At 36.4% G+C, this 23,933-nt stretch carries 21 protein-coding genes; 4 read left to right on the top strand and 17 right to left on the bottom strand.

All coding sequences use genetic code 11. The features are described from left to right. Positions 1-385: 385 nt before the first annotated feature. The 3 genes from ACQRD1_RS13730 to ACQRD1_RS13720 are packed head-to-tail and all read right to left on the bottom strand — an operon-like array spanning position 386 to position 2,820. Positions 386-997 carry a hypothetical protein gene (locus ACQRD1_RS13730; RefSeq protein WP_427787851.1) on the bottom strand — a complete coding sequence of 204 codons (612 nt, stop codon included), beginning with the start codon at positions 995-997 and terminating at the stop codon, positions 386-388. A gap of 41 nt (positions 998-1,038) precedes the next feature. After that, positions 1,039-1,656, bottom strand: a complete 618-nt coding sequence (locus tag ACQRD1_RS13725) for a hypothetical protein (protein WP_427787850.1) — start codon at positions 1,654-1,656, stop codon at positions 1,039-1,041. A gap of 9 nt (positions 1,657-1,665) precedes the next feature. Continuing rightward, on the bottom strand, positions 1,666-2,820 hold the full coding sequence (locus ACQRD1_RS13720) for a nuclease-related domain-containing protein (protein ID WP_427787848.1): 1,155 nt from the start codon (positions 2,818-2,820) through the stop codon (positions 1,666-1,668). A 129-nt stretch (positions 2,821-2,949) separates the two neighbouring features. On the opposite strand from ACQRD1_RS13720, the gene ACQRD1_RS13715 reads away from it, so the two are divergent. Then, positions 2,950-3,153 carry a helix-turn-helix domain-containing protein gene (locus tag ACQRD1_RS13715; RefSeq protein ID WP_427787847.1) on the top strand — a complete coding sequence of 68 codons (204 nt, stop codon included), beginning with the start codon at positions 2,950-2,952 and terminating at the stop codon, positions 3,151-3,153. Positions 3,154-3,410: 257 nt separating this feature from the next. Here the strand turns inward: ACQRD1_RS13715 and ACQRD1_RS13710 are convergent, their stop codons facing one another. The 6 genes from ACQRD1_RS13710 to ACQRD1_RS13685 form a co-directional block, all read right to left on the bottom strand. After that, the gene (locus tag ACQRD1_RS13710) at positions 3,411-3,776 is read right to left on the bottom strand and encodes a hypothetical protein (RefSeq protein ID WP_173793353.1); all 366 of its coding nucleotides are present in this window, start codon (positions 3,774-3,776) and stop codon (positions 3,411-3,413) included. Between the two features lies 1 nt (position 3,777). Further along, a complete protein-coding gene (locus ACQRD1_RS13705; RefSeq protein WP_427787845.1) occupies positions 3,778-4,110 on the bottom strand; it encodes a hypothetical protein in 333 nt (110 codons plus the stop codon). A gap of 61 nt (positions 4,111-4,171) precedes the next feature. After that, positions 4,172-4,843 (bottom strand): DUF1643 domain-containing protein, encoded by a 672-nt coding sequence (locus ACQRD1_RS13700; protein WP_427787843.1) that lies wholly within the window; start codon positions 4,841-4,843, stop codon positions 4,172-4,174. A gap of 136 nt (positions 4,844-4,979) precedes the next feature. Further along, the gene (locus tag ACQRD1_RS13695) at positions 4,980-6,788 is read right to left on the bottom strand and encodes a recombinase family protein (RefSeq protein ID WP_138376743.1); all 1,809 of its coding nucleotides are present in this window, start codon (positions 6,786-6,788) and stop codon (positions 4,980-4,982) included. A 604-nt stretch (positions 6,789-7,392) separates the two neighbouring features. Beyond that, positions 7,393-8,844 (bottom strand): hypothetical protein, encoded by a 1,452-nt coding sequence (locus ACQRD1_RS13690; RefSeq protein ID WP_427787841.1) that lies wholly within the window; start codon positions 8,842-8,844, stop codon positions 7,393-7,395. Next, positions 8,837-9,238 (bottom strand): hypothetical protein, encoded by a 402-nt coding sequence (locus tag ACQRD1_RS13685; RefSeq protein WP_195257228.1) that lies wholly within the window; start codon positions 9,236-9,238, stop codon positions 8,837-8,839. Before ACQRD1_RS13685 ends, ACQRD1_RS13690 begins: the two co-directional genes overlap by 8 nt. Before the next feature lie 391 nt (positions 9,239-9,629). Between ACQRD1_RS13685 and ACQRD1_RS13680 the strand changes: the two genes are divergently transcribed. Then, positions 9,630-10,712, top strand: a complete 1,083-nt coding sequence (locus tag ACQRD1_RS13680) for a hypothetical protein (RefSeq protein WP_427787839.1) — start codon at positions 9,630-9,632, stop codon at positions 10,710-10,712. A gap of 85 nt (positions 10,713-10,797) precedes the next feature. Here the strand turns inward: ACQRD1_RS13680 and ACQRD1_RS13675 are convergent, their stop codons facing one another. Then, on the bottom strand, positions 10,798-11,133 hold the full coding sequence (locus ACQRD1_RS13675; protein WP_427787837.1) for a hypothetical protein: 336 nt from the start codon (positions 11,131-11,133) through the stop codon (positions 10,798-10,800). A 111-nt stretch (positions 11,134-11,244) separates the two neighbouring features. Here ACQRD1_RS13675 and ACQRD1_RS13670 point away from each other — a divergent pair, with 111 nt between their 5' ends. Further along, on the top strand, positions 11,245-11,457 hold the full coding sequence (locus ACQRD1_RS13670; RefSeq protein WP_427787836.1) for a helix-turn-helix domain-containing protein: 213 nt from the start codon (positions 11,245-11,247) through the stop codon (positions 11,455-11,457). A gap of 234 nt (positions 11,458-11,691) precedes the next feature. On the opposite strand, the gene ppdK is transcribed toward ACQRD1_RS13670, so the two are convergent. From ppdK to tdh, 5 genes are all read right to left on the bottom strand, one after another. After that, a complete protein-coding gene (gene ppdK / locus ACQRD1_RS13665; RefSeq protein ID WP_427787834.1) occupies positions 11,692-14,316 on the bottom strand; it encodes a pyruvate, phosphate dikinase in 2,625 nt (874 codons plus the stop codon). Positions 14,317-14,567: 251 nt separating this feature from the next. Further along, positions 14,568-15,965: an aminopeptidase gene (locus tag ACQRD1_RS13660; protein ID WP_235232591.1), complete on the bottom strand. Its 1,398-nt coding sequence runs from the start codon at positions 15,963-15,965 to the stop codon at positions 14,568-14,570. 118 nt (positions 15,966-16,083) lie between these two features. After that, entirely contained in the window at positions 16,084-16,851 is a 768-nt protein-coding gene (locus ACQRD1_RS13655; RefSeq protein ID WP_235232590.1) for a transposase, read from the bottom strand. 105 nt (positions 16,852-16,956) lie between these two features. Continuing rightward, positions 16,957-18,153 carry a glycine C-acetyltransferase gene (locus ACQRD1_RS13650; protein ID WP_235232589.1) on the bottom strand — a complete coding sequence of 399 codons (1,197 nt, stop codon included), beginning with the start codon at positions 18,151-18,153 and terminating at the stop codon, positions 16,957-16,959. 39 nt (positions 18,154-18,192) lie between these two features. Then, positions 18,193-19,233, bottom strand: coding sequence for an L-threonine 3-dehydrogenase (gene tdh / locus ACQRD1_RS13645; RefSeq protein ID WP_235232598.1), 1,041 nt, complete (start codon positions 19,231-19,233; stop codon positions 18,193-18,195). A 377-nt stretch (positions 19,234-19,610) separates the two neighbouring features. Here tdh and sstT point away from each other — a divergent pair, with 377 nt between their 5' ends. Beyond that, positions 19,611-20,867: a serine/threonine transporter SstT gene (sstT, locus tag ACQRD1_RS13640; RefSeq protein WP_235232588.1), complete on the top strand. Its 1,257-nt coding sequence runs from the start codon at positions 19,611-19,613 to the stop codon at positions 20,865-20,867. 165 nt (positions 20,868-21,032) lie between these two features. On the opposite strand, the gene ACQRD1_RS13635 is transcribed toward sstT, so the two are convergent. After that, complete coding sequence (locus ACQRD1_RS13635) at positions 21,033-21,803, bottom strand: ABC transporter ATP-binding protein (RefSeq protein ID WP_235232587.1); 771 nt, start codon at positions 21,801-21,803, stop codon at positions 21,033-21,035. A 1-nt stretch (position 21,804) separates the two neighbouring features. Beyond that, a complete protein-coding gene (locus ACQRD1_RS13630; protein WP_235232586.1) occupies positions 21,805-23,775 on the bottom strand; it encodes an FtsX-like permease family protein in 1,971 nt (656 codons plus the stop codon). Between the last annotated feature and the right edge of the window lie 158 nt (positions 23,776-23,933).

Genomic DNA, 23,933 nt, shown 5'->3' with positions numbered 1-23,933 from the left:
TTACTTCCATAATCTTCACTCCCAGTTCAAAATTAATCTTCACACTAAACTTGATTTGTTAACTTCATTCTAACATGCTACTTTTCAAAATACCACTTTCAACTTCATTAGCATATCCTCATTAAAGAGAATCTCTGAAATGTTCGTACTTCAAAACAAAACGAGGAACCCCCATTACACAATAAAGCGTAATGGGAGTTCCTCTATAAATAAATTAATTTCCTATCTATCAATGCTTGGTGCATTACTTCTGAGCGATAGCTGCCTGTTAGGTATATTATGGTTACTGGGACATTAAGACACAATCCACTCATTTAATCATAACTAACACGTTTTCTTAATTGGATACTACTCTATAATCATACCTATGTCAATATCTTTTGCTCTAACTAATATGCAGAATTGACTTTATGGTATTCTTTACAAGCGAACCACCTGTATAAACAATGGCTTCTTTCACAACCTCACCCGTTCCTTTTGCTACTTTTTCCACTTTATTTTTACGTGCTTCTTTATTTGTTAACAAATTTATTTTGTTATCCTTAAAATCTTGCAGTTCCTTTTCTGCTTTCTTTACATTATATTCTGGTAACATAAGTGCATACTTCATGACCATATCAGCATATTCTTTGCCACTGATTTCAATAATCTGTCCATCGAATCTTACTGACTTTTTAAAAGCTTTGTATCTGTCTTTTATATTCTGCATCATATTACAAAGCATATCTAATTCTTCTGTCGGTTCATTTTGTTCTTCCAAGTAAGTCTTAATTGAGTCTTTCCAAATATATTTTTTAATATCCTTTGTAAAATTGTATAAGATCTCTATTTTGTTATATTCAGTTGTCAGTCCAGATATTTTATAATATTGCTCTTTTTTAATAATCTCCGTTCTTATTGAATCTACTTCTTTTTTTAATTTATCAACCTTTTTTTCGTAATCTTCAACTACTTGACTTTTTCTTTCCAGTTCTTTTTCAAATGAATTCTTCTTCATGGTATTCTCCTAACCGATACACTTTGATATCCTTAATCTGCTTATACTTCTTTTCCAAATATTGTTACATTATTAAATAATGGTTTATGTAAAAACAATTCATCCGTATCTATACCTTCAATCTTATCTTTATTCATATCGAATACATAATAATTGAAATAATATAACCGCATCTTTTCTTCATCGTCAATTATCCATTTAGTATCTGTAAAATGTTTAGACCATACGTAATTTGAAAGTTTAAATTTTTTATACAAATCTCCTTCCACAATAATACAAGCAGATTTCATTTTCATATAAAAGGCAAAATCTTCTTCTTTGTCAAGCTTTACTGCTTTCTTTATTGAAGTACATTTCGCATTTGAATATCCTTCAATCACATCACCATCTTCAAACCATCCAACGCCTTTATGTTTAATTAAAATACATTTCTTGTTTATCTTATCTATTGTTGCTCCATATTTTTTTAATTTTCCACTACCCTTAAACGATAAAGAAAAGCCACCTTCATATACATATTCTCCACATTTTCCCTTTTTCTTATTACATACTTTATTGTAAAATTCATCATTATTGATGATGATTACTGTTCTTCCTAACTTAACAGCTCTATCTAGTTCCTTTTCCGTTTTAACTTCTAATGGAATTATTACACTCATTTTTTCCTCCTATGAATCTATAAGACTAAGTATTACTCCTAATACTGCTCCTATCACTGTTGGTAATGAACTGTCCGTTTCTTTCATTTCTTTGTCTATTTCCACCAACTCTGGCAATAACTTAAGTCCTGCTACAAATTTAGGCGTAGATTCTATCAGTCCATCTATATCGATATCCAAGTCATATTTCTTTTCTGGTATCTTTATCTCTTGTAGTTTTCTATAAATTGCATCTACATCCTCTTGTGAATAAATTTGATTATATTTTTTTGAATTAAATAATTCAAATTCAACATCATTGTAATTACATACTGTTACATACTTGAAATCATTCGTAATTTTAGACTTTTCATTTACCCATACAATTAATGGATGTACTTCTGCATTATGATACATTTCTTTCTGTATCACCCTTTCCAGATTATGTACATGTCGCATAGATTGCTCTATAACGTTTACACTTTTACCATTTTTATTTACCAAATATCCCTTTTCGTTTATATGCGAATTTAACCCCCAATTTTTTATCTCAATAGAAAATATTCCATACGTAGATATTACAATCATGTCATGTTCAACGCTAAAATCATCATCTATAACATACCTTGCGTTTTGTATAATACGAATTCTATCGCCTATTATCTTCAATCTATTGTACAGATTTTTTTCTCCTTCAATTCCTTGTCTTAAAATTGCCTCTTTTTGAGCAATCTTTTTATATATTGGGAAAAATTTTTCATAAGCATTAAACATTCTATCTCCCAGCTCCTTAATAGAATCAAACGAAAATTTATACAACTCAATTGTTTCAATCTCATAGACTTGTCCCAATCCGCCCAGCTGTTCTACCTTATTTGAAAAATTCAACCTCTCGTCCATATATGCAACATCTCTATTAAATTTTCTCCAGATTTTAAAAAAGTCAAAATGATCTTTTCTATTATTCAAATACTCACTTTTTACATTATTCACAAAAAATGTATTTATAATATCTAATAGACCATTTAATCTTTTTACCGCATCATCATTGCTGTAATATTCTTTCTTTTGAAATCCATTGTATTTCAGCTGGTTTTTAAATTTTCTTTGTAATTCTCTCTCAACTTTATAATAATCACAGCATTTTTCCTTTGCTAACGCTTCCAGCGATTTCTTCTTCCCCATATTATCACCTTATCAATCTCAATCAGTACTCTTCATTGTTATCCAAATTATACTCGGATATTCGTACATAGTCAAGAAATCCATCGTTCCATAAAATTATAATAAGTGTACTGATAAAGGAGATTTTAAATGATAAGCTATGCCCCATTATTCCGAACAATGAGTGCAAAAAAAATTACATCATACCGACTTGAAAAAATGGGTTTTTCAAGAGCAACCTATTATTCAATCAAACAGGGTAACAGTATCTCTACTAATACTGTTAATCAGCTCTGTAAGTTACTAAAATGTAGCGTCTCTGATATTATGGAATATATTGATGATGAAGAATAAGCAGATACCAAGAAAGCCACAAAGCTTTCGGAGTATCTGCTTATTCTATTCCCTTCACCTATCACTTACGCTTCTTTTTCTCTGTCCGACATATCTCATACATAGATACAACCAGTTTCATTCCTTCGATCATCACACTTAACAAACTACTTTTTTTCATTCGTTATTCATTCCTTTCTGCTTCTATATTTTCAAGGAGCATAATACAGGCTAAAGCTAACATCATCCCCACTCCAAATGCTATATATTCTTTCATCTTACGACCTTTCTTTTTGATACCAGATAATCGTTATTCCAATTTCACTGCTAACTATGTAGAGGTCTGCATAATACTCTTCCTGTCTATCGGAATATAAAATATCTTGAAATTCCCGTTCCTCTTCACAGGTATGATACTTCTTTAATACTTCCTCGTAAGCCTGTTTTGTCTGGCTTACATCGTCGTCTATAATCAATATGACACATCCTCCGTCATCGTTCATACTTCTTCCTACTCCATAATAACTGTCCAACAATTCTACTGTAGAAATAATTCGCTCCCTAACCTTAGACGGCAAATTATACTCGGTACAAGTATCTCTGATTCGGTCTTTCTGTGTTGCTGTCCAAAAGTATCTCAACATCTTAAATCACTCCTATATCTCTTAAATGTTCCTCATACATACAATAAATCACATAAATTCTTCCACCGTTCTCTGGTAAGATAATATCGTAACTGTACCATCTCTTTTTCTTCTTCATTGGATGTTTCTTCCCCTTAATTACAATATAGAAGAAATTATTATCTGGAATCTCAACCTCATTACAATTCAGATTCAATTCATCCAGAACGTCTACTTCATCATCTTTTATCGGATTCAGTATGATTGATACATATCCCTTTTTCCCCAGAGTCTTTTTAGCCAGAATATCCTCCACATGTTCTAATATTTCTCTTGGAATTTTATACTTTGACATATACGGATTAACCTGTCTCAACATTTTCAGTTCTCGTCTTTTTCTTACTGTAATGTGCATACTATTCACCAGCCCTTCCTTCAGCAGACTTTTCTGTAGACTTCACTTTCTTCTCGATTTTCTTCGTCTTTTTCTTTTCAGATGTTTTATCTGTTTTTAGACTCTTTTCCAATTCCTCTAACATTTCTTTCACTGGAAAATCTATCAACTTCCATTTATCTTTTGGATAATGCAGTCCTAAATAAAGCGGATGAATACCGTAACTTTTCTTGGTACTCAGACAATCTACTGTAATACACTTTGCACTCAATCCCTTTTCCATTAACATAGACAACAAATCTATCTTTGCCTTAATCGTATTCTTATGTGTTGCCATTGAATTTCCCCACGCAACTACAATGTCATAAGTCTTGATATCTTTTGTTTCTAATATCTCTTCAATATAAGCAAGACTGTTACCCTGTAACTGACTGACACTTGGCTTTCCGTTTACGACCGTTGCATACAGATTCAACATTCTCAGTTCTCCCCATCCAAAATCATTTGCATGGTTTAACAGGTGCATATTTGATACGTCCAACATTCCACAGTTCTCTACTGATATCGTTGGATACATTCCTATAGCAATTGCTTTCTTCCCTTTCTCATTCCATGTTCTCTGTACTTCAAAAGTGCTCTTTCCATCATCTGTTCCGATTGCTGACACGTTCATAGATATTGTATTTTTCATCATAATTTTCATCCTTTCATCACAATAAAATAAGGGAAACCGACTTCTTTTTTTTCGTCTGTTTCCCTTTTTCTCATTTTATTCATTTCAAGCTTTCTCATCCTAATATTTCATGATTGTTATTAACGGTACTGTATTGTTAATCCTGTCTTATGTAGACTTCTACGATAAGGTCTTTCCACTGTACTGCTCTTATAAAATTACCAAATGCTTTTCTGTACTTCTTTGCTTCTTCAAAATTCAGTGTAAATCTGTCATATAAAACATACTTAGATTCATCAAAAGAAGTTTCTGTATCATACTCTTCACCTTGGATATACCATTTAAAAGCGCCGTTTTCCATTGGTGTGATTCTTGCTATAACAGCGTCTACCAGTTCGTCACTTAACTGTTTCTGATTCAAATCACACACACCATTCAGATATTCTTTTATTTTTTTAATCTCTCCTTCTACTTCTACAGGCTCATTATCCTCTTCATCCTGTGACAATATTGCCAGTTCATTCTTAATCTGTAACATCCGTTCATCAATCGTACATTTCTTGTCTTCGAACTCTTCACTACCGATCAAGTCATCCAGTTTCATATCTACAAGATTACTCATACGGTTCTTTAATCTTTCCGATTCTCTTTTCAGTTTTTCTATCTGATATTCACGATCTGTAATTCCAGTCTCTTCACTGTAATTATCCTGAATATCCTGAAGCAATTCTTCTACTGAACTTTTCTGGTCTTTCCATAACCTTTCCAGAATACTTTTAGCCATGAAGTCTAGTTTCCATTCACAGATAGACGGCACATTACAATATCCCGTACCATCCAATCCCTGTTTTTCATGGAAACTTCTTTTACGGTAGCGGATTTGATGTCTGCACTGATATCCATTACTGACCTCACCATTTTTATTGGTTCTCCATTTGTATTTTCCGTACACACTGCCACATTCACATACCAGATGTCTGCACCACTTATCTTTTGATATCGGTTTAGAACATTTTCTACCGTCTACGATAACTACTTTCTTACTCTTTATAGCCTGTACTCTGTTCCAAGTCTCTTCTGATACAATCGCCGGAAAGTTACCTTTGACATATTCATATTGGCTGACATCCCGTACCGTTACCCTTTTATGTCCCAGAAAGTTTTTCGTATAGGATTTATTGTAACTGATATAACCGGCATATGTCTTATTATTTAATATCCGTAGTACTGACAAATGTTCCCAGTTGTATGTTCCATCTGCCTTTTTCCTTTTCATCTCTACCATTTTACCTGCGATAGTTTTTGCTCCCATCCCAGTTAAATACAGGTCATAAATCATTCTTACGGTTTCGGCTTCTTCCTCTATGATTTCATATGTGTTATCTATAGACTTTTTCCCTTTGATCAGTCTGTATCCTAAGATATTTCCATTACCATAAAGGACACCTTTTTCTCTGGATATTCTCTGTCCGGCTCTTACTCTTTCACTGATATGTTTTGATTCTTCCTGTGCCATTGCAGACATGATCGTAAGTCTTAACTCCCCATCCTGTTCCAGTGACCAGATACCATCATTGTAAAAGAATACTTCTACACCCCACTCTCTCAGTTGTCTTGTGTACTGTAAGCTGTCTACCGTATTACGTGCAAATCTTGATACTTCACGAGTACAGATAAGGTCAAAGTCACCTTTCTCTGCATCTTTTATCATTTGCATGAATCCCTCTCTCTTCTTTGCCTGTGTACCTGTCACACCTTTATCCACATATACATTAACTTTTTCCCAGTTCGGATGTTCTGCCAGAATCGTCTCGTACCATTGAAGCTGATTACTTAATGCATTAACCTGTTCCTCATGTTGTGTAGATACTCTTCCGTAAAAACATACCCGGACTTTATCATGTATACTTGTTCTTGACCTGTTACTGATACACATTGCTTGCATCTTATAAGCCAAATTGTCCATTATGCTCGTTCCTTCCTCCTGTACTGTTTCACAACTTTCTTGTATGTCGAATGATTGATTTTATTATTTATGAATAACATCTTTATCAAAAGTGGTTTCATCTCCAACTTTTTTGTATCCTGATGTTCCATATATTCCTCCTTTCTCTTACTCAATCATTCATAAAAATAATATTACTTTGAAAAATACGATAATTACGAATGGTTGATAAGAATTACTTCCACCTGTTCCACCGCCCTTTTAGTCTTGTGAAGCTTGCGCTTCACGCTTTTCTTTTTTTTGGGGGGCGTGTGCACGATTGTTTATCGTGCACCATCAGAATATCTGCAGGTCTTCGTCACTTCGTGTCTTCGCTTCTGCATATATTCTGACCCCTCCGTCTACTTTGTGTTCGTGGATGTGGTAGTCTGTCGCTGTGGTGTTTGTTGATGTTTCCTTTTTTCTTCTGTCTGTTTGTGTTGTCGTGGTTATCCTGTGTTGTTATTCATTCAACATTCATACAGAACAATCATTACAATTACCCATCGTCACTACGTCACTAACTTTTTTATAATGGGGAAAAAATATATAAATAATTTTCCCCTCTTACCGACGAAGCGACGGATCATTCTTCATCAAGCTCCTCTTTTAAGTTCTTATTGGTTATCACATAAAGACGTTCCTTACCTCGTTTTTGTTCAAAATCCAGTCCATACACCTCACTTAATTCATCTCTGATTAAAATAAATGCCTTGGTTAATCTCGAACCATCTTTGGGAAGGGTCGATTTATCAATTCCTTTTTGGAGTGCGATGTGTTTTAACTCATTTAGACATTCTGTCGGTGTATTTACATATTCATATTTATCAGCCATAAGTTCTTTCAAACATATGGCTATGGAACTTGATTCCAGTATACTTAATGACAAATTAAGTCTATTTTGGAATAATATATCAGATATTTTATCTTCTTCGATACCTAATACTCTTCCAATTTTAATAGCTTTTTCATGGAAGTCAGCTAGACGAATCTTGTGTCTTGCTTTTACTTTCTTCCTGTCACTCAATACACCAGCAATCGTATTAAAGATTGCACCCAATATGAACGGTAAATCTTTTTGAAAACTTGCCATAACACTCTGCTCTGTTTTTATTTCAGATTTTTCAAATCTACTCAGAGCTATCAGACACGAACGGTCAACAAGGTCAGAAGACCTTGCAACCCCATTGATAGATGTTATACCTATGATGGAGTGAAGCTTCACGATTCTTTCTTCGGTATCTGTATACAACCGTCTTGTAGTATCGCTTGCCCCTGTTACCGCACTGCAAAGTAAGTCCGATATGGCTTTTGATATAAAGCTTACGTTGTCGAAACAGGTAAAATAACTTTTGGATAATCGGAGTACAATCGCTTCTTTGTTACTTGTATAAGCACATATTCCAGAATCTTTTGGATCAATTATCATTTCCAGTTTTTTCAAACATTCTGATTTTCCAGAGCCTTTTTCTCCCTGTATCAGAATTACTGGATGATTAAAGTTCATTCCCAACATACTAGAAACAATTAATATGCTAATGAGAATGACATCGTCTTCATCTTTGACATTGAAATGCTTTCTGATATACGGTAATAACTCTTCCGGCATAACGCTTAAATCTGGTTCTACCTGATTCTTAAAGTTCCTGTCTGCATAAAACATGAAGTCAGGTGTCTCTTCAATCTCACACTCTCCATCTTCTATACGGACACTTGTATTATTATCCGTATTTAACTGATAAATGAGCATTCTTCCTTTTGTGTAAATACGATGATTTCGTTGTATTTTATTCTTGGATTCATAACACTCTACTTCCAGAATGCTTATGATCTCTTGAACTTCTTTATCGTTCAACAACTCACCATATTCTTTCTTCCAGAATGACTTAAAAGCTATTCTGAAACTGTAAGAATTGATGTTATAAACTTCTTTGTTTTCATTATGTGGGATGGAGCATAGATTTGCTCCATCCTCACCTCTTCCGACAGATATTTTTTCCGATTTCAAGAGACTGTAAACTCTCTTTTCATTAGACATCTGTCTCATCCTCCTCAAAATCATCTTCTATGTCATCCTCTGGTTCATATTCGTCATCTTCATGAACTACTCGCAGTTTTTCTACATACAGCTGACCAAAATCATCATAAGAAACGCTTATCCAGAAATAATATTCTAACAATTTTCCAAAATCGGCATTTCCATTTTTCTTTAGACCTCCTACATCTTTCATTACTCTCATGATATGTAAATTTTTTCCCGGATCCAAGCAGTACGATTTTTGTACCTTCACCTCCTGTCCTTCTTTAGCGTATAATTTTAAATTCAGGTTCAGATAAGTTCTTCCAGTTCTATCTGATGTTTTAACATTATAGTTAGCTACTTCTCCTCTATATGTACCCATGTTTATTTTTATCAGCTTAAATTCGTTCATTTTTTTCACCTTTTCTTTTTAACTTTATATAAATACATTTGATTTCCCACTCATTCAATCCGTGTATGCATCCATTTCTTGAATAAGTGAAAGCACTTTTGATTTTCTAGTTACGTTTCCTATTGCAATAGCATTTTGTAATTACAGGAAAATAATAGCAGTTTTTAAAATCACTTTCAAAAAGCCAGCGAACATTTGTAATTAATCAACACATAATCGCCTTTTTTTCCCCTCTTATTACTCAACTTTTATTCTTATTCATCCTTTAATAACTTCTATTACGCTTTATTTGCTATCATATCGGCACTTTTCGCATTTTTTTCTTTTTTTTTATTTTTGTGGCAATTTTTTTCCGATTATTATAAAATTACAATACAAGGAGAGCATTAACATGAGCAAAAAATATTCAAGTCAACTTACTAATTTATCTATAATAAAAGAATTAAAGTATCTTTTTAATGAAAAGCCCGATATTGTACAAAAATTACAAATTATCGAATTATACATATCTGCAGCTACCGACGAGGAATTTATTCACAGTTATAAACAGCTCCAACGGAGCAATCCTAATAGTTATAAAAAAATAAAGCTCTCTAGAGCTCTATGTATTGTTAATTCATTTGTAACAAATTCTCAAAGTTCCGGCTATATCCAACCTATTGGGAAACAACTTTTTTTAGATATTTTTTTAAAAAGATATCCATCTCCACGTTTTTTACATCTTGGTGAAAGAAACTGGACAGAACGTCTTTTAGCAGAATACATTCAAATAAAATATTATTGCACTATTACTCCTGACAGTATTCGTAAAGCTTTAACCCAGTTGAAGAAATATTTAACTTTTCATAATACTTCTACTGAATTGCTTTACCATAAGTTCTTAGTTAGAAAATTGAATACCATAAAATCTTCCGATTACATTTATTTTTATCAGCTATATTATTCTTCATATCCAATCAGAAAATCAAAATCTTCTAAACCCAATTATAGCCGAAAAACAACTTTTGTCGGATGTATATATGGAAAAAACCTTTTAAATAAGAGTATTGCCTATTCTCGAACGCCCTATTTTCAACTTTCTTACAACGATCAAAACTATATAATAAATCTAAATTATTATTTAAATATACCAATCAATCCAGGATTAATTTTATTACCTGACACATATGATTCCAGAAAAATTGTTAAAGATTGGTATTTTTGGTATTTTTCACAAGACAAAATGCCACCAAAACATCAACTCTTTTTTATACCAGAAAACGCATATTCCTCCTTACATTTAAGTGCTTTTGATACTTATTACTCATTAATGAAATATCCAATGCAAAATTTTGGTATATCATATTTTAGAAAACTTTCTTCCAGCAATGTTTTATCATCCTTTTTTAATGGTTACATTAAGGAAAACCATTCTTCCAAACATGAGTGCAAACTATTACCAATTACCAAAACCTCTTATAAAGAAATTACATAAGAGGTTTTCTCTTCATATGTCCATATTACAATATAAATAATTATATTCTGCATTCATCATACTATACTACATTCTCTACTTTCACTTAAATATATAATATTAAAACTTTTTTATTATGTCGATAAGCTAATTTATTATTATAAACGCTAATTCTTATTTTTTTCGGATATCCCACAATATCATAAGAAAAACGTACATTCTTAAATTCATTCTGGATTATCCTTTCTACTAATTCCTCAGCATACCGTTCCTTATCCCATATGAATACTTTATTAGCCACAATACACACTTCTTCATCGTAGCCACCTTCAAAGCTATCTATTCTTGTATTCACAATCATTTCTTCACGTCCAAATTGTAGATAAATCACGATTGCTACAAAACAGATTATCAGTCCACATATTGCATATTTTTTCTTCATAAAATCTCCCTCACATAGTGTCATTATACGAACACTGTTACAAAAGCTATTTTACGACAATAATAATTGTATAGCAATAAATTCATGAAAAGAAAGTGAAATTCTCTTAAGATGATTAAATACGATAACTTGTGGAAAACTATGAGTGCCAAGGGAATAACTCAATATGATTTATACACTCATTATCATATGAACCGTTCTCAACTGAACAGATTAAGACATAATCAGAATGTTCAAGTGAATACAATTGATAAGTTATGCAATATATTGGATTGTAAAGTAGAAGACATCATGACTCATTATCCAGATAATAATGTATTTTGATTATTGAAATATTCCGTACACATAATCTAATACTGAATATATTAAAAAAAAATTTACTCATCTTGCAAAAAATCTGTAGAACCCCTTACGCCACTCAAAGCGTAAGGGGTTTTACAGATTATCAATAAACTATTATCCAAATATTTTTATTCAAAAAACCCCTCACACCATAATTGATGTAAGGGGTTTTCTATATAAGCTAATTAACGTTCTATGTTAGTCACCTACAGTGTACTATTTCTGGTTAATTGCTGCCTGTGCTGCTGCCAGTCTTGCGATTGGTACACGGAATGGTGAGCAGGATACATAGTCAAGACCAATCTTGTTGCAGAACTCTACAGAAGATGGATCTCCACCGTGCTCTCCACAGATACCAATGTGAAGGCTTGGATTAACTGGTTTACCTAACTTGATAGCCATTTCCATTAATTTACCAACACCTGTCTGGTCAAGCTTAGCAAATGGATCGTTCTCGAAGATCTTAGCGTCATAGTAAGCTTCTAAGAATTTACCAGCGTCATCACGAGAGAATCCGTATGTCATCTGTGTTAAGTCGTTTGTACCGAAGCAGAAGAAGTCAGCTTCTTTAGCGATCTCGTCAGCTGTAAGAGCTGCTCTTGGAATCTCGATCATTGTACCAACTTCGTACTCAAGGTTGCTTCCTGCTGCTGCGATCTCAGCGTCTGCTGTCTCAACAACTGTCTTCTTAACATATTTTAACTCTTTGATATCGCCAACCAATGGAATCATGATCTCTGGTTTTACTGTCCAGTCAGCGTGAGCTTTCTGTACGTTGATAGCTGCACGGATAACAGCCTTTGTCTGCATCTTAGCAATCTCTGGATAAGTAACTGCAAGACGGCATCCACGATGTCCCATCATTGGGTTGAACTCATGAAGTCCATCGATGATTGTCTTGATCTCTTCTACAGATTTGCCCTGAGCATCTGCAAGTTTCTTAATATCTTCTTCTTCTGTAGGAACGAACTCGTGAAGCGGTGGATCAAGGAAACGGATTGTAACCGGGTTACCTTCCAGTGCCTCGTACAGTGCTTCGAAGTCTCCCTGCTGATATGGAAGGATCTTCTCAAGTGCAGCTTCTCTTTCTTCTACTGTATCAGCACAGATCATCTCGCGGAATGCAGCAATTCTGTCTTCCTCGAAGAACATATGCTCTGTACGGCAAAGTCCGATACCTTCTGCTCCAAGCTCACGAGCTTTCTTAGCATCTGCAGGAGTATCTGCATTTGTACGAACCTTCATAGTTCTGTACTTGTCTGCCCATGCCATGATTCTTCCGAATTCACCAGCGATTGTAGCATCAACAGTTGGAATGATTCCATCATAGATGTTACCTGTTGTACCATCGATAGAGATTGGATCTCCTTCATGGAATTCTTTTCCAGCTAATGTAAATTTCTTATTTTCTTCGTCCATAGCGATGTCGCCACATCCAGATACACAGCATGTACCCATTCCACGAGCAACAACGGCAGCGTGAGATGTCATACCACCACGAACTGTCAGGATACCCTGAGCAGACTTCATACCTGTGATATCTTCTGGAGATGTCTCAAGACGAACCAGAACAACTTTCTCTCCTCTTGCAGCCCACTCTACAGCGTCATCTGCTGTAAATACAATCTTACCGCAAGCAGCTCCTGGAGAAGCTCCAAGACCTTTGCCCATAGGTGTAGCAGCTTTAAGTGCAGCAGCATCGAACTGTGGATGAAGCAGTGTATCCAGGTTACGTGGATCGATCATTGCAACAGCTTCTTCCTCTGTTCTCATGCCTTCATCAACAAGGTCACAAGCGATCTTCAGAGCAGCCTGAGCTGTTCTCTTACCGTTACGTGTCTGCAGCATGTAGAGTTTCTTGTTCTCAACAGTGAACTCCATATCCTGCATATCTCTATAATGAGTTTCAAGAGTCTTGCAAACTTCTGTGAACTGTGCAAATGCCTCTGGGAATTCTTCTTCCATCTTAGCGATCGGCATTGGTGTACGAACACCGGCAACAACGTCTTCGCCCTGAGCATTGATCAGGAACTCGCCCATCAGCTTCTTCTCTCCTGTAGCAGGATCACGTGTAAATGCAACACCTGTACCACAGTCATCTCCCATGTTACCGAATGCCATAGACTGTACGTTAACAGCAGTTCCCCAAGAATATGGGATATCATTGTCACGACGATATACATTGGCACGTGGGTTGTCCCATGAACGGAATACAGCTTTTACTGCTCCCATCAACTGCTCCTTCGGATCATCCGGGAAGTCTGCACCAATTTTTTCTTTATATTCAGCTTTGAACTGAGAAGCCAGCTCTTTTAAGTCTTCTGCTGTAAGTTCTACGTCAAATGTAACGCCTCTGTCAGCTTTCATCTTGTCGATAAGCTCTTCGAAGTATTTCTTACCAACTTCCATAACTACGTCAGAGTACATCTGGATAAATCTTCTGTAGCAGTCCCAAGCCCAACGTGGATTGCCGGATTTTTCAGCAATAACGTTAACAACTGTTTCGTTCAGTCCAAGGTTCAGGATTGTATCCATCATACCTGGCATGGAAGCTCTTGCACCAGAACGTACGGAAACAAGAAGTGGATTCTCTGTATCACCAAATTTCTTACCTGTGATCTCTTCCATCTTATCAATAGCTTCCATAATCTGTTCCATGATCTCGTCATTGATTGTTCTTCCGTCTTCATAGTACTGTGTACAAGCTTCTGTTGTGATTGTGAAGCCCTGTGGTACTGGAAGACCCAAGCTTGTCATTTCAGCAAGGTTGGCACCTTTTCCACCAAGAAGGTTTCTCATGGTTGCGTTACCTTCTGTAAACATATAAACCCATTTTGCCATTTTGTCATGACCTCCTAAACTAAATTTTTCTAAGTCGCACCTAATATTTTACTGTTTTTACCAGTATTCGTCAAGAGTTTTCAAGGAAACCAAAGTGACAAATTAAGCCTTATTTTCTCGTTATTTTGAACAAAATTTATGGCTGCCGATTATGCCCGGCAGCCACAAACTACATTTCTTGTTGATTTGCATATTTTGTGAGGAAATATGTTCAAAAAACTGTATAATATTTCCTTCATCTTCCCAAATATTTAGATTTCCTCAATAAATGCTTTGTATCCTTTATATGCTTCGTAGATATCTGCTTTACTGGTAACTTCCCATGGGGCATGCATGCTTAACACTGCCACACCACTGTCGATAACTTCCATACCGTAATTTGCCATGATATATGCGATGGTTCCGCCGCCTCCGACATCGACTTTTCCTAATTCTGCGAACTGGTATGCCACATTCTGTGCATCCATCGCCCTGCGGATCTGTGCCAGATATTCTGCATTCGCATCGTTGGAACCGCTCTTTCCACGACTTCCGGTGAATTTATTGAACACCAGACCTTTTCCGAAGAAAGCAGTGCTTCTCTTTTCAAAGGCTTCTGCGTACATTGGATCAAAAGCAGCACTTACATCAGACGAAAGCATTTTTGAATTCTGAAGTGCTCTGCGCACTTTCAGATCCGACTCACCAGCAGTCAAGGCAACCAGTTCAGCAACAACATTTTCAAAAAAGCGAGAATGCATACCCGTTGCTCCTACACTTCCGATCTCTTCTTTATCGACCAAAATGCAACATGCGGTACGATCCACATGCTCTACATCCAACATTGCAAAAAGAGAGGTAAATGCACACACGCGATCATCCTGTCCATAAGCCATGACCATACTTCTGTCAATGCCACAGTCCCTTGCTCTGCCCGCCGGAACGATTTCCAGTTCTGCGGATACAAAGTCTTCTTCTTCCATTCCGTAATATTCTTCCAGAAGCTTCAAAATATTAGCTTTCACCGCATCCTTTTCCTCTTTTTCAAGATTTGGATTTTTCGCAAGCGGCTGGCTGCCAAACAACAGATCCAGTTTCTCACCTTCAATGACTGCGTTAGCCTTCTTCTCCATCTGCTGAGCTGCAAGATGAACCAACAGATCCGTAATTACAAATACCGGATCATCCTCTTTTTCTCCAATATTTACCTCAACAATTGTTCCATCCTTTTTGGCAATAACTCCGTGAAGTGCAAGCGGAATAGTTACCCATTGGTATTTCTTGATACCTCCGTAATAATGCGTATCCAGGTAAGCAAGTTCTTCATTCTCATATAACGGATTCTGCTTCACATCGATACGAGGCGAATCAATATGCGCTCCCAAAATGTTCAAGCCATTCTCCAGCGGCTGTTCTCCAATCTGGAACATTGCGATGCTCTTGCCCATGCACACAGCGTAGACCTTGTCGCCTGCCTGCAGTTTACGTCCAGAAGCCATAGCCTCCTCAAGGCTCTGGTAGCCCCTCTCACGTGCCATGCGCACCGCTATCTTCACACATTCACGCTCCGTCTTGCCTTCATCCAGGCAAGACTTGTAAGATTCATTAATACGATGGAGCTCCTCAAGAGTCTCATCATTATATGTGGTCCATACATTATCTCTGTCCATTTCAATCTCCTCCTTAAAATTTAGTATAACACATTTTGGGGACGTAGTATTCTTTAATTTTACTACGTCCCCATTTAATAAATGTGGTGTACCTAATCGGCAAATGCCCTGTACCTTTTTACTCATTTTCTACGTAATTCATGGTAGTCGTACATAATTCGTTTGCTTTTTTTATTGATATATTCAGTATTTCTTTTAGTCTCTGAATATATTCTTTACGAATTTTCTTTTCTTCAAAAACTTGCATCAACAGCGGCAATTGATATTCCCGAAACATGTTTTTTGCCAAAAGCAATGCTATTTCTCTGTATTGAAGCTCTATTTCACTGGAAATATCTTTGAATATTCCTATTTGTTGTTCTGTATGAAACTTTGTGAATTCTTCTGTCGATGAAAATTTTTGTTCATACAACTCGATTGCATTTTCATGGAGCAAGCCCAACATCCCTGTCATATATTCCGCCATGCTGCTATATTTATACTTTTCCGGTTTTTTTACCATTCTTGCTTTGACCGGATTGAGATGAATATAACGAAGGCAAGTCCAAAAATATCTTTCATCTTCAATGCACTCACTTGTAAAACGGTTCTGAAATACATGTCCATTTCGGTGATGTTTAAAATTATAATATGATGCATATTCTGCCAATATTGCTGCCATAAATAAGGATAAGATCTGAAGTTCTGCCCGGATGATAAAATGGGCGTGATTTGACATAATACAGTAACTATAGACTTCTACTTTATATTTCTGTAGATAATTTGAAATAATAGACTTGAAGTAAAGCTTTTCTCGTTGCTGTTGGAATATTTTTTCGTGATTGATTCCTCGAACAATTATGTGATAAATACCAGTTCTACTTTCCTTTCGTCGTCTGGTGGGCATTCCTGTCACCCCTTTCATCTGGGTACAGGGCATTTGTCGATTAGGTACACCACATTTGTTAAAAGGGGACGTAGTAAATATGAAAAATACTACGTCCCTTTTTTACTATAATTTCATCTCATCTCTTACTTCTTTGAAGCATTTTACGATGAAATCAATATCTTCTTTTGTATGGCTTGCGCATACTTGTGTACGGATTCTTGCTTTTCCTTTTGGAACTACTGGGTAGGAGAATGCTACTACGTATACACCTTTTTCCATCATGCGTTTTGCGAATTCTGCTGCTGTCTTTTCATCATACAGCATTACCGGAACGCATGGGTGGGTTCCTGGGATGATATCGAAGCCGTTATCTACCAGTTCTTTACGATAGTATGCGGTTACTTCTTCCAGATGATCACGAAGTTCTGTGCTCTCATCTAACATATCGAACAATTCAAGACTTGCGCCTACGATTGCTGGAGCGAGTGAGTTGGAGAACAGGTACGGGCGGCTTCTCTGACGAAGGAGATCGATAATCTCTTTGCGTCCGGATGTGTATCCACCTGATGCTCCGCCGAGCGCTTTTCCTAATGTTCCTGTAATAATATCAACTCTTCCCTGTACGCCACAGTACTCTGCAGTTCCACGGCCTGTCTTTCCTACAAATCCAACTGCGTGGCTGTCATCAACCATTACAAGTGCATTGTATTTATCTGCGAGGTCACATACACCTTTCAGATTGCAAATGATACCGTCCATGGAGAATACACCATCCGTAGCAATTAATTTGATTCTTGCGCCGGCTTCATCTGCTTCTTTTAATTTTGCTTCCAGGTCTTCCATATTGTTGTTTTTGTAACGGAAACGTTTTGCTTTGCAAAGTCGTACGCCATCAATAATAGAAGCGTGATTCAATTCATCACTGATAACTGCATCTTCTGCAGTCAGAATTGTCTCGAATAATCCTCCATTTGCATCAAAGCAAGAAGAATAAAGGATTGTATCATCTGTTCCAAGGAACTTGGATATCTTCTTTTCCAGCTGTTTGTGGATATCCTGTGTTCCACAGATGAAACGAACAGATGCAACACCATATCCTTTTTCATCATAAGTTCTCTTTGCAGCTTCGATCAGACGCGGATTATCACCAAGTCCGAGATAGTTATTTGCACACATGCAAAGAAGTTCTCTTCCATCCTCCATCTTTACTCTTGCACCCTGTGGAGAAACGAATGGAGCCTCACCTTTAAAAAGACCTGCTTCTTTTATTCCTTCAACTTCTTTCGTATAAATGCTTAAAATATCATCTTTACGTGCCATTTTTTTAATCGTCCCTTCTTAAAAATTATATGATAGTTATTAATCATTTACATGTGCCCAGTCAAGAATTACCTTTCCAGACTGACCGGAAATCATTGCTTCAAATCCTTTTTCATAGTCTTTGATATCAAAATGATGTGTGATGATCGGAGTAATGTCTAATCCTGCCTGAATCATTGTAGACATCTTATACCATGTATCCCATACTTTTCTTCCGTAAATTCCACGGATATTCAAACCATTAAAGATAACGGTCTCTAAATCCACTTTTGCATCTGTTCTCTGCAGTCCAAGAAGTGCAATATTACCACCGTGCTTCATATTGTGGATCATGTCATGCAGACCAGCCTGTGAACCAGACATCTCAAGACCTACATCAAATCCTTCTGTCATTCCGATTTCCTTCATAACGTCCGGCAATTTTTCTTCTTTTAAATTAACTGTACGTGTAGCCCCAAGTTTTTTAGCAAGATCCAGACGATATGGATTAAGATCTGTAACAACTACATGTCTTGCACCAGAGAATTTTGCAATGGCTGCTGCCATACATCCAATCGGGCCTGCACCTGCAATCAACACATCTTCACCCAACATATCATAAGAAAGTGCTGTATGTGTAGCATTTCCAAATGGATCAAAGATTGAATATAATTCTTCCGGAATGTTTGGATTACATGGCCATACATTGGAAGAAGGAATTACAAGATATTCAGCAAATGCACCATTTCTGTTTACACCAACACCCTTGGCATCTTTACAATTCTCTTTGTGTCCTTCCAGACAGTTTCTACATTTTCCACAAGTGATGTGTCCTTCTCCAGATACCAGATCCCCAATATGAAAGCCCTGAACTCCAGCACCCACTTCTACAACTTCACCTACATACTCATGGCCTGCCGTCAATCCTACCGGAATCGTATGCTGTGCCCAGTCATTCCATTGATAAATATGTACATCTGTTCCACAAATAGCCGTTTTATGAATCTTAATCTTCACATCATTCGGCCCAACTTCTGGAATTGGCACTCTCTTCATCCACAATCCTTCTTCTGGTTTCTCTTTGACAAGAGCCCACATCATTCCATCATTTCTTTCGTTCACTTTATTACCCTCCCATTTCTACCGTCTCCCCAGACGATGTTTTCATTGATATTGCCATTATATCACTCCTCTAATTCATACACAATGTATTTTTGTAGTTTTTTTGTTTATTTTGACAAATTTTTCACATTCTTATACGCATTTTATGGCAATATTTACAATTTCTATATTTACAAATCCTATACAATTATTTATAATTTATATTGAATGTGTTGGCAGATTTGTGCGGAAGGGAGATAGCACTATTCACACTATTTCTTTTAATCATTATGTCAACATCAAAAAGTGGGGAAACAAAATTCAAAAGAAAGAGAGGGAAGCGGATATAGAATGTCAATGTATCCGCGAAAAACAACATGAAAAATCTATTTAAAAAATGGAACAGCATCAGTCTGGTTCTGAGAATTATCTGCGGTCTTATTATCGGTATTATTCTCGGACTGGTCATCCCTAAGGTAACTGTCATTGCTCTTCTTGGAGACCTGTTTGTTGGAGCATTAAAGGCCATTGCTCCATTGTTGGTATTCTTCCTTGTAATGAGTTCTCTGGCACACATGGGAGAGGGTCAGAAGACCAACATGGGATTCATCGTAATGCTCTACATGCTCGGTAATGTAATGTCAGCACTTGTATCTGTAGCTGCATGTAAATTATTCCCAGTAACTTTAACACTGGCTGAAGCAGCCGGAGAAGATATGGCTCCTCCTAGCGGTGTAGGCGAAGTATTAAAAAATCTGTTAATGAACGTTGTATCTAACCCAGTAGGCTCTATCGTAAATGCGAACTACATCGGTATTCTTGCATGGGCTTGTATTTTCGGTATAGCTTTAAAAGCAGCTTCTGATTCTACCAAGAAAATGCTGGATGATTTTTCAGCAGCAATTTCTACTGGTGTAAAATGGGTCATCAGTTTTGCTCCATTCGGTATCATGGGATTAATCTTTAATGTTATCTCTACATCCGGACTGAGTGCTCTGTTATCTTACGGAAGACTGATTCTTGTATTAGTTGGAAGTATGGCATTCGTAGCATTAGTAATGAACCCAATCATCGTATTCCTTTGTATCAGAAAGAATCCATACCCACTTGTATTCAAATGTCTGACAAAGAGTTTCATCACCGCATTCTTTACACGTAGTTCTGCAGCTAACATTCCTGTTAACATGGAATTGTGTGAAGAACTGGGATTGGATGAAGAACAGTACTCCATCTCCATCCCACTTGGTGCAACCATCAACATGGCTGGTGCAGCTATCACCATCTCTGTAATGGCTTTATCTGCTGCTCACACAATGGGAATCAGCGTAGACTTTGGAACCGCACTTATCCTTTGTGTACTTTCCGCACTCAGTGCAGCTGGAGCTTCCGGAGTTGCAGGTGGTTCTCTGTTACTGATCCCTATGGCATGTAGCTTATTCGGAATCCCGTCTGAAGTAGCTATGCAGGTTGTAGGTGTTGGTTTCATCATCGGTGTTATTCAGGATTCCTGCGAAACAGGACTTAACTCTTCTACAGACGTTCTCTTTACAGCAGCTGCTGAATTCAGAGACAGAAGACTTCACCCAGAATATTACGCTAAACTGGCTGAGTCCAAATCCGCAGAGGAAGCATAAGAATTATTTCTGTAGATTTCCGATGACAGATTCAATAGCAAAATACATAATAATATACAAAAATGCCTGCAAAACCCGCGGGCATTTTTCATTTGGGTACAACACATTTTTCTCTCTTTTATTTGTCTTGGTTTTCTATCCCACTTTCTTTGACACAAATATTATCTACAGCCTTGCCATTTGTTGAATAATATTTTGATAAAACTCTTCATTTCCATCTTGTTTAATAAGTGTATTTATTATCCTTCCATCTTTTAATAAAATTATTCTATCGCAATAGCTTGCCATCTTCGGATCATGTGTCACCAGAAATAGTGTCTTTCCAAGTTGCTTGTTAATATAAAACAGGGTCTGAATCACCTGCATAGAAGACTTGGAATCTAGATTTCCTGTCGGTTCATCTGCTAATATAAGCTCAGGATTCGCTACCATAGCACGACAAATTGACGTTCTTTGTTTTTCTCCACCCGAAAGTTCATATGGTTTCTTATCCAGTAATCCTTCAATCCCAAACCGCTTTGCTTCACACCTCGCCGCTTGATCACTTTTTTTCGGATCATCTTCATTCAAAATCAAAGGCATCATGATATTTTCCTTTACGGTCAGACTATTCATCAAATAATAGTCCTGAAAAATAAAAGCTAATTCTTTTCTTCTTATTTCCGCAAGCCTGTCTCCATATATTTCCTCCACTGGAGTCCCCTTATAGAGAACCCGCCCCCCATTTGGCTTATCCAACATGCCAAGTGTCTTAAGAAGTGTTGTCTTACCACAACCAGAACTTCCCATAATTCCAATAAATTCACCAGGCTTTACCTGAAAAGAAACACCTTTTAAAACAGAATATGTAATTCTATTTCCGCCCGGAGTCATCGTATAATAATTCCGTTCTAAATTCTTCACATCCAAAATATATTTATACTTCTTTTCATCCATTTCAACTATTCCTCTCAATCTTCCGAAAAATTCTCCATGCTGTTATCCTCATTACTATACACACTATCAAAGCAATCAATGCAGAAAAAGAAACTGCCCCTACAAGATAGATAATACTCCACCTAGGAGACATGCCTTTAAAAAGAATCTTGGTAACAATTGCCAACATTCCCAGTGATATGCCATACAAAAGTACAAGCCTTTCAGATATCAAAACTTCTTTGCAAACACTCTTCCTACGTTTTTCTGAAGACATTCCACAATTCTTATAAAATCGATACTTCCATTCCATTTTCGAATAGTCACTCTGCGCTTTCTCGAACAAGATAAAAATGACACACATTAGCATTGTTATTACATTTACAATCATAGAAACCACAGTAAACAGCTTTTCTTGTCGGCTTTCCATCATAGATTGCTGTTTTTCGTATATCAGATTGCCATTTTGCCAATCAAAGAAATTCACCTGAGAATGAACCTTTGCATAATTATACACTTCCTTTACAACCTGATTATAATGCTTTGGGATTTCCATCATTACCGCAAGGTTTGCTCCTCTGGCATTTCTTTTGATATTTGCAAATTCTGTATCAGAAAACACCAAAATTTCTTCATTCACCTGCCCCTTTAGTTCACCAAGCGCCCGACTCTCAAAATCACCAGTAAGAATCCTCTGCTCTTCTCCAGCAATTTTATATTTCCTTGTAAATTGATTACTCGGAAGAACTTTAGGTCCCGACGTGTTCCAGATATCCCAGTCTGCACTTCCAATGTAAATACGTGGTTTCGACTTTCCATAATCAAGACCTATCGTTCCCATGGTCTCTCTATCACGCTGATAAATAACGTAAATTTCCTTATCTCGTATATCAAATTTTTTCACTGTCCAATCTTCATAAACAGACTCTGGTATTCCCATATGTTCACCATAATCTCCAGACACTACACGAATACAGGGTTTAGTCTCTACCTTTATCTCATAGGCTTCTTCTAATTTATTCAAAAATTCCATATCTTGTTCATTCGCATACCACACCAGATCATAAGGAAAAATCTCCGGCTGCACAACCGGAACATTATCCATAATCGGCAATCCAAATCCGAACAACATAACAAACACGAAGACTGCCACAATACAAGTCACATTCATATGATAGAAAAATTGATCGTACCAGCTATCCAACCATAGAATTTTTTTTAAATATTTTTGTTCTCGTTTTCTCAACATATGAAGATAATTTGCACTTACAGAAATCATAAACAGAAATAATCCCCCAGCCGCCAGCGCAAAAGGAATGATACTCCCAATTTTCCCCCAGTAAGTCACAATAGAAACAAGTGCAAGCCCCATTATAACAACACCTGACACAATCAAACTCAACGATCGTTGAATTTTTTTCCCACTTTTCTTTCCCATAGATATAACATAATCTATTCCCAGACAGCTTATCATCTGGTCACAAATCATAAAACCAAGTCCAAATATAAGCAAACTGATTATCAATGTAAACAGGAATGGTGACCAACCATAAAATATATTCCCTGCATCATCAGTAAATTTGTGTTCGAGAATCCTTTTTATAATCTCCACTTCCAATACGCCTACCAATACTCCGCCTACAACGGAACCCAAGATAATCCCCAAGTACTCAAATCCGACAAACATATACTTGTGTTTTTTCTGAATTCCCAACACTTCCAACATTGAATAATCATATACTCTCTTTCGAATGTAAGACAAAAGAGTCAAAATCATCAAAGCCACCAGTAACACATAAGACAGAAGGAATGCTTTTTCCGACTCCATAATTAATGCGGTCATTCCTGCTGTCTCTCCTGTAGACACAAATATCATACAACTTTCAACACCAGCCGTGAAAAATACCAGAGATATGATAAAAATGCCACTCAAAATTACAAGCAGATAATCCTTACTCCTTGTTTTTAATAACTTAAAAAAAAGTGCTTTCAATTATTCTCCCCCCTTACTTTCAAATTCAGTATCCTCTTTTTTTTGATTTTTTTCCAGTTTTCGACCTTCAACGTAACCCTTTTAACCTCAAACGTAAAAATGCCGCAAGAAATAGAATTAATATTTCTTACGACATTTTTCATCCTTTTAATTTATTA

Source organism: Bariatricus sp. SGI.019 (assembly GCF_050315235.1).
Taxonomy (GTDB): domain Bacteria; phylum Bacillota; class Clostridia; order Lachnospirales; family Lachnospiraceae; genus JAFBIX01.
This window is presented reverse-complemented; position numbering and strand designations above follow the sequence as displayed.